The organism is Thalassolituus maritimus, assembly GCF_900156675.1.
In the GTDB taxonomy this organism is placed as follows: domain Bacteria; phylum Pseudomonadota; class Gammaproteobacteria; order Pseudomonadales; family Oceanobacteraceae; genus Thalassolituus; species Thalassolituus maritimus.
Genome location: NZ_FTOH01000001.1, coordinates 242,054 through 259,035, shown reverse-complemented (window position 1 = coordinate 259,035; position 16,982 = coordinate 242,054). Strand labels below are relative to the sequence as shown.

16 protein-coding genes are annotated in these 16,982 nt (G+C 51.7%); 5 read left to right on the top strand and 11 right to left on the bottom strand.

Annotation, left to right across the window (positions count from 1 at the left end; all coding sequences use genetic code 11):
- Nucleotides 1-3 precede the first annotated feature (3 nt).
- Genes murG through mraZ form a run of 10 tightly spaced genes read right to left on the bottom strand, consistent with a single transcriptional unit; the run spans nucleotide 4 to nucleotide 10,876 of the window.
- Nucleotides 4-1,074 (bottom strand): undecaprenyldiphospho-muramoylpentapeptide beta-N-acetylglucosaminyltransferase, encoded by a 1,071-nt coding sequence (gene murG, locus BW941_RS01210; RefSeq protein WP_076513633.1) that lies wholly within the window; start codon nucleotides 1,072-1,074, stop codon nucleotides 4-6.
- Nucleotides 1,067-2,230, bottom strand: a complete 1,164-nt coding sequence (ftsW, locus tag BW941_RS01205; protein ID WP_076513631.1) for a putative lipid II flippase FtsW — start codon at nucleotides 2,228-2,230, stop codon at nucleotides 1,067-1,069. Before ftsW ends, murG begins: the two co-directional genes overlap by 8 nt.
- A complete protein-coding gene (gene murD / locus BW941_RS01200) occupies nucleotides 2,227-3,594 on the bottom strand; it encodes a UDP-N-acetylmuramoyl-L-alanine--D-glutamate ligase (protein WP_076513628.1) in 1,368 nt (455 codons plus the stop codon). Before murD ends, ftsW begins: the two co-directional genes overlap by 4 nt.
- A 20-nt stretch (nucleotides 3,595-3,614) precedes the next feature.
- A complete protein-coding gene (gene mraY / locus BW941_RS01195) occupies nucleotides 3,615-4,697 on the bottom strand; it encodes a phospho-N-acetylmuramoyl-pentapeptide-transferase (RefSeq protein ID WP_076513625.1) in 1,083 nt (360 codons plus the stop codon).
- Nucleotides 4,698-4,699: 2 nt separating this feature from the next.
- On the bottom strand, nucleotides 4,700-6,061 hold the full coding sequence (locus BW941_RS01190; RefSeq protein ID WP_076513622.1) for a UDP-N-acetylmuramoyl-tripeptide--D-alanyl-D-alanine ligase: 1,362 nt from the start codon (nucleotides 6,059-6,061) through the stop codon (nucleotides 4,700-4,702).
- On the bottom strand, nucleotides 6,051-7,523 hold the full coding sequence (locus BW941_RS01185; RefSeq protein WP_076513620.1) for a UDP-N-acetylmuramoyl-L-alanyl-D-glutamate--2,6-diaminopimelate ligase: 1,473 nt from the start codon (nucleotides 7,521-7,523) through the stop codon (nucleotides 6,051-6,053). The genes BW941_RS01190 and BW941_RS01185 overlap by 11 nt, the downstream gene beginning before the upstream one ends.
- A complete protein-coding gene (locus BW941_RS01180; RefSeq protein WP_076513617.1) occupies nucleotides 7,520-9,238 on the bottom strand; it encodes a peptidoglycan D,D-transpeptidase FtsI family protein in 1,719 nt (572 codons plus the stop codon). The genes BW941_RS01185 and BW941_RS01180 overlap by 4 nt, the downstream gene beginning before the upstream one ends.
- Nucleotides 9,238-9,471, bottom strand: coding sequence for a cell division protein FtsL (gene ftsL / locus BW941_RS01175; RefSeq protein WP_175607839.1), 234 nt, complete (start codon nucleotides 9,469-9,471; stop codon nucleotides 9,238-9,240). Before ftsL ends, BW941_RS01180 begins: the two co-directional genes overlap by 1 nt.
- A gap of 14 nt (nucleotides 9,472-9,485) precedes the next feature.
- Entirely contained in the window at nucleotides 9,486-10,418 is a 933-nt protein-coding gene (gene rsmH / locus BW941_RS01170) for a 16S rRNA (cytosine(1402)-N(4))-methyltransferase RsmH (protein ID WP_084188550.1), read from the bottom strand.
- 2 nt (nucleotides 10,419-10,420) lie between these two features.
- Nucleotides 10,421-10,876, bottom strand: a complete 456-nt coding sequence (mraZ, locus tag BW941_RS01165) for a division/cell wall cluster transcriptional repressor MraZ (RefSeq protein WP_076513608.1) — start codon at nucleotides 10,874-10,876, stop codon at nucleotides 10,421-10,423.
- Between the two features lie 467 nt (nucleotides 10,877-11,343).
- Between mraZ and BW941_RS01160 the strand changes: the two genes are divergently transcribed.
- Nucleotides 11,344-12,036, top strand: coding sequence for a DUF502 domain-containing protein (locus tag BW941_RS01160; protein ID WP_076513605.1), 693 nt, complete (start codon nucleotides 11,344-11,346; stop codon nucleotides 12,034-12,036).
- Between the two features lie 54 nt (nucleotides 12,037-12,090).
- On the opposite strand, the gene bioA is transcribed toward BW941_RS01160, so the two are convergent.
- Nucleotides 12,091-13,389 carry an adenosylmethionine--8-amino-7-oxononanoate transaminase gene (bioA, locus tag BW941_RS01155; RefSeq protein ID WP_076513603.1) on the bottom strand — a complete coding sequence of 433 codons (1,299 nt, stop codon included), beginning with the start codon at nucleotides 13,387-13,389 and terminating at the stop codon, nucleotides 12,091-12,093.
- 143 nt (nucleotides 13,390-13,532) lie between these two features.
- Between bioA and bioF the strand changes: the two genes are divergently transcribed.
- From bioF to bioD, 4 genes are read left to right on the top strand one after another with little or no spacing between them, the layout of a single operon-like run.
- On the top strand, nucleotides 13,533-14,693 hold the full coding sequence (bioF, locus tag BW941_RS01150; protein ID WP_076513600.1) for an 8-amino-7-oxononanoate synthase: 1,161 nt from the start codon (nucleotides 13,533-13,535) through the stop codon (nucleotides 14,691-14,693).
- On the top strand, nucleotides 14,690-15,445 hold the full coding sequence (locus BW941_RS01145) for an alpha/beta fold hydrolase (RefSeq protein ID WP_076513597.1): 756 nt from the start codon (nucleotides 14,690-14,692) through the stop codon (nucleotides 15,443-15,445). The genes bioF and BW941_RS01145 overlap by 4 nt, the downstream gene beginning before the upstream one ends.
- Nucleotides 15,442-16,248 carry a methyltransferase domain-containing protein gene (locus tag BW941_RS01140; protein ID WP_076513594.1) on the top strand — a complete coding sequence of 269 codons (807 nt, stop codon included), beginning with the start codon at nucleotides 15,442-15,444 and terminating at the stop codon, nucleotides 16,246-16,248. Before BW941_RS01145 ends, BW941_RS01140 begins: the two co-directional genes overlap by 4 nt.
- Complete coding sequence (bioD, locus tag BW941_RS01135) at nucleotides 16,245-16,943, top strand: dethiobiotin synthase (protein WP_076513591.1); 699 nt, start codon at nucleotides 16,245-16,247, stop codon at nucleotides 16,941-16,943. Before BW941_RS01140 ends, bioD begins: the two co-directional genes overlap by 4 nt.
- Nucleotides 16,944-16,982 lie beyond the last annotated feature (39 nt).

The window sequence follows — 16,982 nt, the reverse complement described above, 5'->3', positions numbered from 1 at the left end:
TGTTTATTGCTCACGTGCAAACCTCCTGACCTGCTCAACAACTTTCTCTGTGGCATCGGTCATAGCTAACCCACGAGCTTTAATCGACATATCGCGCAACAAAGCACGATCCTGTTCGAGCTGTAACCATTGCTGCGACAACCAGTCAGGCGTCAATTCGTTCTGTTGACGAATAATCGCAGCACCTTCTTTTTGCAGGTACTGAGCATTAACTGTCTGGTGATCATCAACGGCATACGGAAATGGAACGAAGATGGCAGCGCAACCCGCCGCTGCGACTTCTGAAACAGTGAGTGCGCCAGAACGACACACAACAAGATCAGCCCAGGAATACGCAGCGGCCATATCGTCAATAAAAGCCGTGACTTCCGCTTCAACACCTGACTCGACATACATCGCCTGGACTTCATCGATATTTCTTTTGCCAACCTGGTGTCGTAAATTCGGGCGCTGCTCCGGAGAAAGCATGCTCATGGCTTCGAAAACCGCATTATTCAGGGCAACGGCACCAAGACTGCCACCGACCACTAACACACGTAATCTGCCTTCATGGAATTCACGCACATCGGGCGCAGGAATCTGAGCGACTTCGTTGCGAACAGGATTACCAGTGACGAGTGCTCCATCAAGGGCTCCCGGAAATGCCTGCATAGTAACGGCCGCAAAGCGTTGCAACAGCTTATTAGTCATACCCGCGTATGCATTCTGTTCATGGATCAGAAGAGGAATCCCCTTCAGCCAGGCCGCAATTCCACCAGGCCCTGTCGCATAACCACCCAGTCCGACAACCGCAAGCGGCTTTATTTTACGAATAACCGAAAGCGCCTGAGCGACCGCTTTCACTATCTTCAGTGGAGCACCGATCAAACCGAGCTTCCCTTTACCGCGAAGCCCCGCAATATTAATCGTATGTAAAGGAAATCCATTAGCAGGCACGAGGTCCGCCTCTATACCAGCAGATGTACCTAACCAATGGATTTCATATCCCTGCTCTTTTAGCGCATAGGCAACAGCAAGTGCCGGAAAAACATGACCACCGGTTCCCCCTGCCATCATGAGGACCACTTTACTCATTTCCGTCCTCCTGTTCTGATTGATTCCCCTGACGTGCCAATTCAGTTTCATAGGTAACACGCATGACAATACCCACCATGGCGCAGCACATCATTAAGCTACTACCGCCGTAACTGAAGAAAGGCAGAGTCAGGCCTTTGGTCGGAAGGAGACCTGTATTTACGCCGAGGTTAATAACGATCTGAAGCCCAAGAAGCGCAGCAAGACCGGTAGCCACGTACGAGGCATACATCAGCCCCTGCTTCTGTGCTTCCCAGGCGATATTCCAGATACACGCAACCAGATAGCCCAGTAAACCAAGCGCAACCAGTCCGCCAATCAGACCCGTTTCTTCAGCCCAGATCGCAAAAACAAAATCGGTATGTGCCTCGGGGAGATAAAATAGTTTCTGAACACTTTCACCAAAACCAACCCCAAATAACTCGCCACGACCAAACGCGATCAAGGATTGTGTCAACTGATAGCCCGTACCGTAGACATGTTCAGGCGCCCATGGGTTGAGATACGCAAGCAGACGATTAACCCGATAATCTTCACTTCCCACAACCAGTACACCAATCACAATGGTGGCAAACGTCAGCAGGAAAAATTGCCCGGCCTTAACGCCTCCAAGGAACAGCATGATCATGGCTGCTCCAAGCAAAACTACGACGGCACCGAAGTCAGGCTCCATAAGTAAAAGGCCAACCATCGCACCTAAAATACCCAGTGGTTTCAGGAAGCCCGACCACTGACTTTTCACTTCATCTTCCCGACGCACCAGGTACCCGGCGACATAAAAAACTGCGCCGACCTTCGCCAGTTCTGAGGCCTGAATTTTAATAATGCCCAGATTCAACCAACGCTGACTGCCGTTTACCTCGTGGCCAATGCCCGGCACAAAGACCAGTATCAATCCGAGTATTCCGGCAAGAAGCAGCAAGCCATCGAACTTAGCCCAACGTGCCATAGAAATCTGAGAAGTTGCGAACGCGACTGTGATTCCAGCAGCAAGATAGACAGCATGTCGAATTGCGAAATATGCAGGATTACCCGTGTAGTCCTCGGCAATACCTGTCGATGCCGAGGCGACCATTAGCCAGCCAAGTACCAACAAGGCTAGCCATGGGTAAAATAATGAACTGTTCTGTTGCCAGCGGAGTGCATCCATATTCATGACAATGCCTCCACACAGCTGCGGAAAAATTCACCGCGATGAACGTAATTGCGGAATTGATCAAAGCTTGCGCATGCGGGCGAAAAGAGCACGGTATCCCCTGCAGCGGCATTCTCACTCGCTGCAGCCAATGCCTCGGCCAGAGTATTGAATACACCGTTTACCACTGTCGCTGGCAGCGCAGATTGCATAATCGCCCGGTCGGCACCGTAAAGATAAACACCGGCCACCTGCTTCTCGCAGGCAGCTGCCAATTCCGCAAACGTCTGACCTTTGCTTTCGCCACCGGCTATTAACCAAAGGTCACCCGACGTAACTGGCTCAAGCCCCTGAATCGCAGCAACAGTAGATCCTTCATTAGTACCTTTTGAATCGTTGATGTATTCAACGCCCTTCAGTAAGGTCACATGTTGACAACGGTGGTCGAGGCCTTTGAAATTCTTCAAGCCATCGAGGCATTTTTCCAGATCAATATTCAGATCTGCCTTCAATGCGTCGATAAACGCCAGAGCAGCCAGCGCATTAGCAACGTTGTGCATACCACGAATGGAAAGCTCCGACGCTTTAATCAAACGCTCACTACCATGGGCCAACCACAATTCATCGCCTTCGTAAGTAATACCGAAGTCGTTGCTGGCTGGACTGCGCAGAGAAAACTCTGTGGAAGACTGAGGTACAGACAGCGCCGGCAATGTATGGTCATCATCACCGTTAATCACTGCATGCTTAGCATTCTGAAAAATACGCTGTTTGGCTCTTTCATAATCAGCCATACCAGCATAACGATCCATGTGATCTGGTGAGATATTCAGGATACCCGCGACTTCCGCCCGCAGATTCCGCGTAGTTTCTAACTGAAAGCTCGAAAGCTCTGCGACATAAACATCAATATTGGTGGGTTCCGTCAGCAGATCCAGAACGGGGACGCCAATATTCCCACAGGCTGCCGCTTTTACTCCTGCTGCGTTCAGCATATCCGCTACGAGACTGGTGACTGTGCTTTTGCCATTAGAACCGGTAATCGCAATCACTGGCTGGGTACGATGCTCAGCAAATAACTGAACATCTCCAGAAATAGTGACTCCGCGCTCAGCCGCAGCAATAAAAACCGGAGTATTTACATTAATGCCGGGGCTGACCACCAATTCATCATACTGTGAAAGCGTTTCGACATCCGGGAGCCCCAAAGCAATTCCGACGCCCGGAAACTCGCTACGGATGCTCTCAATGGTTGGCAACTCAGTTCGTGTATCACACAGGCTGAACTTATAGCCACGGGACTGACAGAAACGCGCACACGACAACCCAGTCAGCCCAAGGCCAACGATGAGGTAGTGTTTGTTGTTCACGGTTGCTGTCGTCATTTCAGTTGATACCTTCGCAATCAGCGAATTTTTAACGTTGCCAGGCCGATCAATACCAGAATGATGGTAATGATCCAGAAGCGCACAATGACGCGCGGCTCAGGCCAGCCTTTAAGTTCAAAGTGATGATGCAGTGGCGCCATACGGAAAATACGACGGCCGGTTAGCTTGAAAGAAGCAACCTGCAGAATGACCGAAACTGTTTCTGCCACAAAGATACCGCCCATGATGAACAGAACGATTTCCTGTCGGATAACTACTGCAACTATCCCCAGTGCGGCCCCGAGCGCCAACGAACCTACATCACCCATAAATACCTGAGCGGGATAGGTGTTAAACCAAAGGAAGCCGATACCTGCACCGACAATCGCCGCGCAGAAAACTGCCAACTCACCAGAGTCAGCGATGTAAGGAATATGCAGGTAGTCTGCAAAGTTCACGTTCCCTGCGAGATAGGCACATACACCCAATGCTGCAGCCACCATCACGGTCGGCATAATGGCTAACCCATCAAGACCATCCGTCAGGTTTACCGCGTTACTGGAGCCGACCACCACGAAATAAGTGAGCACAACAAACATCAGGCCCAGCTGCGGCATAACGTCTTTAAAGAATGGAACAACCAGCTGAGTTTCCTGCGGAGACTGCGCACTGTAAAAGAGATATGCGCCGGCAATCAGTGCCAGAACCGACTGCCAGAAATACTTCCAGCGACCAGGTAAACCACGGGAATTCTTTTCCACGACTTTGCGGTAGTCATCCACCCAACCAATTGCACCAAAGGCCAGCGTAACAAGCAGTACTAACCAGACGTAACGGTTCTCGAGATCCCCCCAGAGCAATGTACTCAAGGCAATAGACAACAGAATTAATGCACCGCCCATGGTTGGCGTGCCCGCTTTACTGAGATGAGATTTAGGGCCAACCTCACGAATCGCCTGACCAATCTGATATTCGCGTAATTTTCGAATAACTATCGGCCCTAAAAGCAGCGCAACCGCAAGCGCTGTACCTACTGAAAATATTGCTCTCAGCGTCAGATAAGTTACCACGCCGAATCCGGAGTGGTACTGTGCAAGCCATTCACCCAGCCATAGCAACATAGTCAGTCTTCCTCTTTATCTGCCAGCGAACGAACCACCTGATCCATTCCTGCACTACGGGACCCTTTGACCAACAAGGTGTCGCCGCTTTTAGTAGTTTTTGTTAGAAATTCAGTAACGGCTTCGCGGTTTTCAAACCAGTGTCCGTTATCTCCAAATGCCTCTACCGCCGACTTGCTTAAGGGGCCAGTCGCTACAAGGCATTCAATACTCTGATCCTTCGCATAGTTCCCTACCCGGACGTGCATTGTAGTCGCAGCATCGCCCAGTTCACCCATGTCTCCCATGACCAGTATTCGCCGGCCCTCTGCCAGTTTAAGAACGTCGATAGCAGCACAGAAAGACTCAGGATTTGCGTTATACGCATCATTAAAAATAACCTGACCTCGCTGACCCTTGCAGCGCTCAAGACGCCCGGCAACAGCAGCAGACTGCTCGAGTCCTGCTTTAATTTCGACTGATGAAAAGCCAAGGCTGGATGCTGCGGCAGCAACAGCCAATGCGTTACGAACGTTATGCAAACCAGACAGCGAAAGAGAAACAGAGACCGACTCGTCTGGAAGCACCAGGGTAAACTCACTTCCCGTCAGCGACTCACAGATATCTTTAGCAGTAACATCAGCTCTATCGCTGAAACCAAAAGAGATAACGTTGAGAGCAGTCGCACGACTCAGCCATTGAGTGAAATAATGATCGTCGGCATTAAGCACCATGGTGCCCGACGGCGTCACGGCATCAATCAACTCACCTTTCGTCAACGCAATATTGTCAATCGAGCCAAACCCTTCGAGATGCGCAGGCACCACGTTGGTCAGAATGCCAACTTCAGGGCGGGTAAGGCGTGCGGTATAGGCAATTTCTCCCACAGCACTGGCACCCAGTTCAATCATTGCAGCCTCATGCTCCGGCTGCAGGGACAACAGAGTCAGTGGGGCTCCGATATGATTATTCAGGTTGCCCTGTGTAATCAGGGTCTTATATCGTTGATTTAATACTGACCCCATCAATTGCTTAACGGTTGTCTTGCCAGCGCTTCCGGTTACTGCAACGACTCGCCCATTAAACTGATCACGATGCCACGCTGCGATATCCGCCAATGCAAGCAGAGTGTCTTTTACTTTTATCTGAGGCAGATCAACGGCCAGCTCGCGTTCAGTCAGCATTGCCAGAGCACCGGCTTCACGAGCATTTTCAGCAAAGTTATGGCCGTCGAAACGATCACCCTTCAGAGGAATATACAAGCTGCCTTTCTGGATAGTACGAGTATCAGTAGAGACCGCCAGACATTGTCCGTGAGCACCTTCTGAGAGCAGTTCTCCACCCGTAATTTCTGCAATTTCTGCCAGAGAAGGATTACGAAGCATATCCACCTCCAGCGCGTTGGTAACCTAGTGACAGCAACACTGCTTCATCACTGTAATTATGCTTAACGCCCATGATGTCCTGATAATTCTCATGACCTTTACCCGTAATCAACAGAACACCATCTTCTGGTGTGGCTTCGATAGCAGCAGTAATCGCCGCAGCGCGGTCATGCATATACGTAAAATCCGACGCGTCTGGAGAATCAGAAACGTCGTTAAAAATTTGTTCCGCAGATTCAGTACGGGGATTGTCATCTGTCAGCCAAACGTTATCAGCCAAAGATGCGGCACTAGCCATAGGCGCCCGTTTAGTTCTGTCACGATCACCGCCGCATCCAAAGACAAGGGATAACGTTTTACTCAATGGAGCGAGACTTTTTATCGCAACGCCAATAGCATCCGGCGTATGGGCAAAATCGATAACCGCTTTGCAAGCACCCGGTTTCGTGTAAAGCGCCATTCGACCGGCTACGGGTTGTAGAGTTTCAGCTTTAATCAACAAATTACCGAAATCTTCACCAGTCACAGCCAACGCGGTAACAGCAGCAGCCAGATTCGCAACGTTAAACTCGCCGAGAAGTGGTACGTAAACATCTTCCGTTCCCCAAGGAGTCTGAAGTTCCGCTTTCATGCCATCCGCTGTAGCGACTACCTTATGAAAAACCACATCCGCACTGATGTTTTTCTTAGAAGAAAGTGTCAGATAGTGATCACAGAGAGTCGGCATACTGATCAGACGAGCCCCATACTCATCATCAATATTTATAACGGCCGATCTCGCTTTATCTTTATCAAAAAGTGCTGCCTTTGCGGCAAAATAGTTTGCCATATCACCGTGATAATCGAGATGGTCCTGGGTAATGTTAGTCAACACAGCAACGTCGAAAATTAACCCAGCAACACGTCCCTGATGCAGACCATGCGATGACACTTCAAGCGCTGCTGAATCAGCACCAGATTGTGCAAACTGATCGAGTAAACGGTACACAACACATATATCAGGTGTCGTATTTTTCGTTTCTTCAAAATCAGGGAAAAAGCCATTACCCAGCGTACCTATTACGCCACAGCGTTTACCGCTAGCAGCGGCCAGCTGAGCGATAAACTGAGTAACGGATGATTTTCCATTTGTACCCGTCACGCCGTAAAGAGTCAGTGATTCGTAACCTGGATAACGTTTCTTTAGCCAGCCTGGCAATTGCTTTTCTAACTCAGATACCGGGAAAACCGGTACACTTCCAGCTTCACACCTGAACATTTCTGCATTTTCAGAAAAAACAGCGGCTGCGCCGGCTTCAATTGCAGCAGAAATAAACGCTTTTCCGTGAGACGAGTGCCCCTTACGCGCAATAAACAGGTCGCCGGGTTTGATATCTCGGCTATCGGCATGGATGTGATTAAATTCCCGATCCCACTCAGGTGGCATAAACATGGTGCCAGCGGTTAATTCTGAGAGTTTCATCTCGAACCTCCAGCAACCTGCAGCCATTCATCTTCAACCGGAGCATCCGGTATTACCTGACGTAAGCGTAAAGCCTGCTCCATAACGCGCGAGAAAACCGGCGCTGCGACTTCACCGCCATAGTATTCTTTACCCTGAGGCTCATCGACGATGACGACCAGGACAAGCTCGGGGTCCGAGATCGGGGCAATACCAGCGAATACCGCGGTGTATTCAGAATCTTCATAGCCTCCACGACCCACTTTATGAGCGGTACCAGTCTTTCCGCCAACCAGGTAACCCTCAACAGCAGCACGCTTACCGGTTCCTTTCGGACCAACAACTGTGCCCAGCATATCGAGTATCTGGCGTGCGGTTTTCTCTGACATTACACGCTCACAGGGCTGTTGACCGACTTGCGACATCAACAGCGAGACATGCTCGCGACAGCCGTCGGTAAAACTGGTGTAGGATTCAGCGAGCTGTAGCGGAGATACAGAAAGACCGTATCCATAAGATACGGTCGAAAGACGGAGGTCATCCATTTGCTCTGGATAGGGCATACTCCCGACAGCTTCCCCCGGAAAGCCCAATGTTCCGGGGCGCCCTAACCCAGCGTGATCGAAGAACTGCCACATAGAATCGGCGCCAAGATCCTGAGCTAATTTCGATACACCAACGTTACTTGATTTAGTAATAATTCCTGTCAGATCCAGTTCACCATAATTACGATGATCACGAATCGCTTTTCGCTTAACTCTGATCCAGCCCGGAGAGGTATCTACTATGGTACCTGGTGAATAGCGGCCACTTTCGATGGCGGCGGCCACAGTGAACGGTTTCATCGTTGAACCCGGTTCAACCAGATCGGCCACTGCACGGTTGCGCATATTGCCTGGTTTGAGATCCGCACGATTATTTGGGTTATATGATGGCTGACTGACCAGTGCCAGTATCTCTCCTGTTTTAGCATCCAGCATCACTGCACTGCCAGCTGTCGCTTTATGTGACTGCACCACCGCTTTTAATTCACGATACGCAATGTACTGCAGACGCAGATCGATGGTCAGTTGCAGGTCATGACCTGGCTCAGCAACTGCCTTTACACCAAGCTGTTTAATAACATTGCCATACAGATCTTTTACGACCTGGCGTGATCCTTCTTTCCCTGACAGGTAGTCATCAAAAGCAAGCTCGAGACCTTCCTGACCTTTACCGTCAATATTAACCAGACCCAGCGTATGAGAAGTAACTTCAGCGGCAGGATAGTAACGACGGTAATCAGTATCGCCATATAGTCCGGCAATTTTTTTACCGAGAACACGAGAAGCAACCTCAGGCTCAACCTGACGTTTTACGAAATAAAAACTACGCCCCTGACGTTGTGCACGTTCGACACGACGTTTTAGTTCTGCGGCATTAAGCTCAAGAAGAGGGGCAACCTGAGATAATTCCGAAGTATTTACTTGCTGAGGGTTTACCCACAGCGTAGTAACGGGGGTACTGACCGCCAAAGGCTCACCATGACGATCCACAATCATGCCACGAGATGCTGGCTGGACTTCACTGCGTACGGTTCTTTTTTCGCCTTGCTCAAACAGGAATGGCTGCTCAACGGTGTGCAGCATTACCAGGCGCGCAGCGACAACGAAAAGTAGAAGAGCAAACGCACCCAGCACCAGCGCAAAGCGCCAGCGTTGAATACCTTCTTTCAACTCGTTTTCTTCAAGTGCCATCAGCGGAAAACCCGTGTATTTTCTGGTTCTTTCATTCCGAGACGCTTACGCGCCAGTGTGTCAATCCGTCCGTGTGCTGTCAGCGTACTTTTCTCAAGCACAAGGCGACTATGTTCCTCTGCCAGGGTCTGACGCTCGGCGTCAGCTTTCTGCCAAACCTGCAGTAAATCCCGATTCCAGGTAACAACACTTAATTGCGATATTGCAGATATAAGCACTGCGCTCCAGAGCACTACACTTCCCCATGTCATGCCAGGCGCTCAGCAATTCTCAATACTGCACTGCGAGCGCGAGGATTACGGTCAATTTCGGCTTTGGTTGGCATAATCGCTTTGCCGATCTTTTTCATCGTTTTGCCGAGCTGATCTTCCATCACAGGCAGGCCCGGTGGTAAATCTTTTCCCTTTTCCTGCGCACGGATAAAGCGTTTCACCATGCGATCTTCTAGAGAGTGAAAACTAATGACAGACAAACGCCCTGCCGGCAAAAGAAGATCGACACTATCGGCCAGCACAGTCTCCAGATCACCCAGCTCGTTATTCACCGCAATTCGTATTGCCTGAAAAGCACGAGTCGCTGGATGCTTGTGTTTTTCCCATGCTGGGTTTGCGTGCTTAATAATTTCGGCGAGCTGAAGCGTGCGATTAATTTCTTCGTTTTTACGCTTTTCAACGAGCACTCTTGCCATACGTTTCGCAAAGCGCTCTTCACCGTACTCTTTCAGTACTCGGGCAATCTCAGACTCGGGCATTGTAGCCACCCACGCTGCCGCGCTCATTCCAGCGTCAGGATTCATGCGCATATCGAGTGGGCCGTCTTTCATAAAACTAAAACCGCGTTCAGCATCATCTAACTGTGGGGACGAAACACCCAGGTCCAGAAGGATGCCGCTCACTTTCTCAATACCCAGTTCAGCGAGTGCAGACCTCATATCAGCAAAGCTGGACTGCACGATCTGAAAACGCCCATCTTCAGCCGCCAGTTCGTTACCACTTTCAATAGCGCGAGGATCTTTATCGAAACCGATAAGGCGTCCTTCTGCGCTCAGTTTGCTTAGCAACTGACGACTATGACCTCCCCGGCCAAATGTACCGTCTACGTAAACCCCATCAGGATCAGTAACGCAGCCGTCCACAGTCTCATTCAGTAAAACAGTGGTATGTGCTAACTCAGGAGAAATGGTCACAGGGAAATACTCATTATTTGTTCAGACAGCTGACTCTCGTCGTTCACCTGTTCCAGATATTCATCCCGGGTACCTTCCCAGGAGGCCTTACTCCATAACTCCAGCTTCTTACCCTGACCGATCAGAACCGTTTCTTTTTCAAGGCCCGCGTATTCGCGCAATGCTGCTGGGAGCAGAATCCGGCCACTGCCGTCAATTTCCACATCCGTAGCATGACCTACGAGCAAGCGCTGGATACGACGCGCACGCGGGTCAAACGTAGGCAGTGAGGTGATTTTCGCTTCGATTTCTTCCCATTCATTAACGGGATAGATAAGTAGAGAACGCTCTTCGGTATCGATCGTCACGACCATATGGCCACCACAAAGCACCGCCAGACGTTCCCGGAACTTAGCCGGGATCGCCAGGCGCCCTTTGGCGTCCAGATTGATCGTGTTTAAACCGCGAAACATGCGTCCGTCCTTAATCCATGTGGGTAAGTACTAACATCACTAACTTCCCACAATTACCCACTATTCTCCACAATTAGACACTATAGGAATCAGACTGCCCCTTTGCAAGCGTTTGGAGGGTGTGAAATCACCTATTTTTTTTAATAAACACAAGGACTTAGCCAAGGTGGGGAAAATGGTGGGAAGAAGTGGGGGATAAAACCCAAACGAAGCACCCCATCTGCGATTGATAGTTAAAGTAACTTGTTAAGTTAGTGGCAACTTACACGGTTTTAGACAATTTTATTATATGAGAGTGACCACTAACAAACTTAAGTTCTTAGAGCTGCCATGGCCTGTCGGAAATGTTAGAGATACCAGCATTCATGTTTCTGCTGAAAATTAGCCAGAGTCGCCGGAAACATAGGGACAATGCGGGTCCAGACGTTTTACACTCCTCTCACTCTCCAAGGAATGTGCCGCTGATAATGAAACAACTATTGCTTAAGCCCTTCATCAAAGGCTCCATGGTGCTTTTGCCACTTCTGGTAACCGTCTGGCTGGTATGGTCAGCACTGACCTCACTCAATGACCTCGGTGTCCGTGCGTTAGAATTACTGCACCCCAGCCTGGTCCTTTTCCCTGGTATGGGTGTCCTGGTTATGCTCGTCACTCTGCTTGCGGTGGGTCTGGCTTTCCAGTTGAACCCAATCAACTGGGTCTATCAGTATGTAGAAGACGCGTTCCTGCGATTACCTCTGGTCAAAACTCTGTATGGCGCAGTGAAAGACTTCGCAGCCATGTTTGACGGAGACAAACCAAAGGCACAAAAGGTGGTTCTGGTCGAGATGCCTGGGATTGGTCAGCTTGTAGGCTTCGTGACCGCAGATCACGTACCGGAGCAGGTTGCAGAAAGTGCACACGCGGACAACCTTTTGCCGGTCTATCTGCCGATGAGCTATATGGTAGGTGGATACACCCTGTTCTTACCTCAGGATCGCCTGACCTACGTCGACTGGTCAGTTGAGGATGCAATGCGCTTCGCGGTAACGGCGGGTATTTCACAAAGCCAGGCCCGTCATCGTCATCACGACGACCATACTACTGCAGCTGAAAACGCCCCAGCTGCCGACAATCAAGCTGAACCACAAAAAGAACATCCCCAGACAGGCAATGTCTGAGCCAGGGGCGCCAGGATAATCAAATCTACGACTTCCCTTCTGGCCCTGGTCCAGTTATTCGCCCAAAGTCTGGGCCAGTGCACCGACCATATTGCTGGTCAGGTAAGCAAGATCGCCGTCGCGCATAATGTATGGAGGCATCACATAGAAGTTGTGTGCGAAGGGCCGCACCCAGATTCCCCGATCGACACAGGCAGGCTGGAGTCGCTTCACATCGACCGGATCTTTCAGTTCGATTACGCCGATGGCGCCCAACACCCTCACATCGGCAACCCCCTCGAGCTCAGAGGCCCTGCTCAGGCCATGCTTAAGTCCCTGCTCAATCCCTGACACCTGCTCCTTCCAGTTGTTCTCCATCAGCAGATCAAGACTGGCACAGGCAACGCGGCACGCCAGCGGGTTCGCCATGAAGGTTGGCCCATGCATAAAGCATCCGGCCTCACCACGACTGATGGTCTCTGCGACTTCGGTAGTCGCCAGTGTCGCCGCGAGCGTCATGTACCCACCGGTAATGGCCTTGCCGACGCACATAATGTCAGGGCTGATACCGGCATATTCACAGGCAAACAGCTTACCGGATCGTCCAAAGCCCGTTGCGATCTCATCGGCGATCAGCAAAACACCAAACTCATCACACAGGGCGCGTGCCTGACGCAGATACTCTGGGTGATAGAAACGCATGCCCCCTGCCCCCTGAACAACAGGTTCAAGAATCAGGGCTGCAATGCTCTTATGATTCTTTTCGAGAGATTCTCTCAGAGGCGCAATGTCATCAGGATTCCATTCTTCTTCAAACCGCGTCTGAGGCGCAGGAACGAAAAACTGCTCGGGCAGAATACCGCTGAAGAGGTGATGCATTCCCCGCTTGGGATCACAGACAGACATGGCTCCGAGCGTGTCGCCATGGTAACCGCGCTCCAGTGCCAGTAAGCGGGTTCTTGTCGTTTCACCCCGTGCATGCTGGTACTGAATGGCCATCTTAATCGCGACCTCGACCGACACCGAGCCGGAGTCCGCAATAAACACTTTTTCCAGTCCGTCGGGCGTCAGAGCGACAAGGCGCCGTGCCAGCTCAATCGCCGGTCCATGCGTAAGACCGCCGAACATGACATGACTCATCCGTTCAGCCTGTTCGTTCAGCGCCGCATTTAATACCGGATGATTGTAGCCATGGACCGTGCACCACCAGCTCGACATGCCATCAATCAATTCCCGACCGTCCTGAAGTTTCAGTCGCACCCCTGAAGCACTGACCACCGGCCAGGTATACCCAGGATCAGTCATTGAACTGTACGGGTGCCAGACATGCTCACGGTCATAATTAAGGTCGGGTTGTATGAAATGAGTGGACATGTGTGCTCCTGAGATTCTGGCTGTACTCCCGTCAGGCCTTAGGATGACGCAGTTTTATGTCACCTGTAAACCAGACTACTGATCCGCAGTTGACCACTGATCACGACGGAATAAGATACGGGCACTTACTGGCGGAGTTATCTATGAGTTGGCAAGACCGTTTTGCGTCTGCTCTTCAGCAAAGAAAAGAGAAACACCTGTTGCGCCAACGGCAGACGCTGCAATCTCCGCAAAGCACACACGTGACATGTGGAAGTTCTCAATTGCTGAATTTCTGCAGTAACGACTATCTTGGCCTGGCCAATACCGGCGGCGAAGACCTGGCCCGCGCTGCTCAGGAATGGCAATTCGGCAGTGGCGCGTCCCATCTCGTTTGCGGCCACACGCGCGCTCACCATGATCTCGAAGACGCACTTGCGGAGTTTTCCGGTTACCCAAGAGCCTTACTTTTCTCCACGGGTTATATGGCCAACGTTGGTGTCATCAGTGCGCTGGCCCAGCGGGGTGACCTGATTCTGCAGGACAAACTGAACCACGCTTCCCTGCTCGACGGCGCTCAGCTCAGTCGCGCTAAAATGACCCGTTACCGCCACTGCGACTATCAACAGCTGAATGAATTGCTTGAAGCTGCAGCGGGCGATTGCCTGGTCGTCAGCGACAGTATTTTCAGTATGGATGGCGATCTCGCAGACGTTGCCAGACTCGCGGAACTCAGCCAGCACCACAACGCTTTACTGATGATTGATGATGCGCACGGCATCGGTGTTCTCGGGCAGTATGGTCAGGGAGCCAGAGAGCACTTCAACCTCTCACAGGATGCCCTGCCGGTCTACATAGGCACTCTGGGTAAGGCGCTAGGAGGATACGGAGCCTTTGTCGCCGGTAGTGAAGAGCTCATTGAGTATCTGATTCAGTTCTCGCGCTCCTATATCTACACCACAGCAATGCCACCAGCCGTTGCTCAGGCAATGCTCGGGAATCTTGAGCGGGCGAAAGACAACAAGCTGCGCGAGGCGCTGACCGATCGTATCGAGCAGTTCCGCAGTGGCGCCAAAGCACGAGGGCTGCCATTGATGGCCTCAGAAAGTCCGGTGCAACCGCTGCTGACCGGTGCCAGCGACCGGGCACTACGCATCAGCGACCGACTTAAAAATCAGGGCATCTGGATCTCCGCGATACGGCCACCTACCGTTCCGCAGGGAGAAGCCCGCCTGCGTGTCACCCTCACCGCTGCTCATACAACCGAGGATATCGAGACTCTGCTCACGGCTCTTGAATCAGCATTTGCAGGTGATGAGTCATGACACCGCTCTGGCAAAAGCTCCAGTCAACTCAAGGCAGCGACCTGAACTGGCTGTGGCTCCCCGGCTGGAGCTTCCGCGCCGATGTTTTCGCGCCATTCTTTGACTCACTGCCCGGGCATCACTGGGGAGCCGACTACCTCAGTAATGATTGCAGCTTCGAAGCTGCAGCATCACAACTTGCGGCGACCGCACCCGATACAGACAGCCTCGAAGGCTCATCTGCCATCTGGATTGGCTGGTCATTGGGCGGCGCACTTGCTGCCGCAGCCTGCGCTGGCACAGCAGCTACCAGAAGTCAGTTCCTTGTCACTCTGGCAACAGGCCAGCGCTTTCTTTCCGATAAGACAGGCAGTGGTATGCCGAGAGAGGACTTTGAAGCATTTTCTCAGTCTTTAACATCGAACGCAGAGACAACACTGAAACGCTTCACCGGCTTGTGTGCGCAGGGCAGCTCTGAAGCACGTTCCCTGATCAAGCAGTTAAAGAGCAGCCAACACCTCGCACAGAGCGAGCTTAACCGCACACTTGAATGGCTAAGGTACGAAGTTCTTCCCCCCTCACCCCGCAGCCTGCATTTGTACGGTCACGCAGACGCGCTGAAGCCTTCTCAGATGCCCCCTGTTGAACTCAGCCCGGGAGAGAGCCATGCCTTCTTTCTTACGACAGAAGGTAAGCATCACTTACTGGAAAGGCTGCATCAGCTGGCAGAGCAGCTACAGCATGAATCAGCCAAACCAGAGGAAATGCCATGACGCGCCGCGATAAACGTCAGGTCGCGCAGCATTTCAGTCGTGCCGCTCAGAGTTATGATCACGCCGCCAGCATTCAGCAGCGCGCTGTCACGGCATTGCTCAATCAACTGCCCACACTGTCAGGACACTGGCTCGATATCGGTTGTGGTACCGGCGTCGCCCTGCCGCACCTGCGCTTAAAAGGTGCCAATCTGGTTACTGGAATCGATCTCGCCGAAGGCATGCTAGAAGCCGCCGCCAATCACGCAGATCCTCAGACTGATCTCTTGCTCGCCGATGCAGACGAACTTCCTCTACCCGACTGCTCGGCAGACGGCCTGATCTCCAGCCTGATGCTGCAATGGAGCGAAGCTCCTGAAAAAACACTTAAAGAATGGCGGCGAGTACTGAAACCGGGGAGCCGTATTGCCATAGCGACCTTGCTCCCGGGCACTCAGAAAGAGCTACAGCAGGCCTGGAGAGCAATTGATGATCGCCCTCATGTGAATGAATTCGAAGCACACGAACGTCTGAACCATGCGTTAATGCAAGCTGGTTTCACAGATATTGTGTTTAAGCAGGACTGCCTGACCGAGTACTACGATTCCGTGCCTGACCTGCTACGCAGCCTGAAAGCCATTGGCGCCACCAATGTGAACGCAGGCCGCCGGGCTGGCCTGGGCGGCCGCGCAGCCATTGAGGCACTGAGCAGGCACTATCCGACTACGCAACACATGGGGCAAACCGCCTATCCACTGAGCTACGAAGTGCTCTGGATCTATGCAGTGGCCCACCCAGAACACCCTACAGAGCCGAAACCATGAAGCGCTACTTCCTGACAGGTACCGATACAGACGCAGGTAAAACACTGATCAGCGCAGCACTCCTGCAGCGAGCTGTTCTCGACGGGCACACCAGCTTCGGGCTGAAGCCAATTGCTTCAGGCTCCGACCAGACAGACAGCGGGCTCAGAAATCGGGATGCTCTTCTTCATCAGAAATACTCATCAGGCAACCTTACCTATGAGGTTCACAACCCCATCACGCTGAAGCCAGCCATTGCGCCTCATATTGCCGCCAAAGAAGCAGGCCTGAGCCTGACATGCAGCTCGCTGATCGAAGCGTGTGAGAACGGGTTAACACAGACCGCCGACCTGCAGTTGATCGAAGGCGCCGGAGGTTGGCTCGTTCCTCTCAATGACACCGAGACATTGGCCGACTTTGCTGCCAGCCAGAACCTGCCGGTTATACTGGTCATCGGTCTTAAACTAGGCTGCATCAATCACGCCTGCCTGACCGTTGAGGCGATTCGCCAGTGCGGATTAACGATTGCAGGATGGGTCGCTAATTCCATCGATCCGGATATGGAAGCCCAGCAGGAAAATCTGCGCTATCTGACACAATGGTTCCACCAGCGCGGTATACAACACCTGGGAACCGTGCCCCACATCCGAGGCATTGATCCTTTCGATGAAGAATCACTGAAACAGGTCTCGGACCGTCTGCAGTGGCCGGATTGACCAGTTACAGTGACGAAGTTACGGCAGCTTGCTATAGTT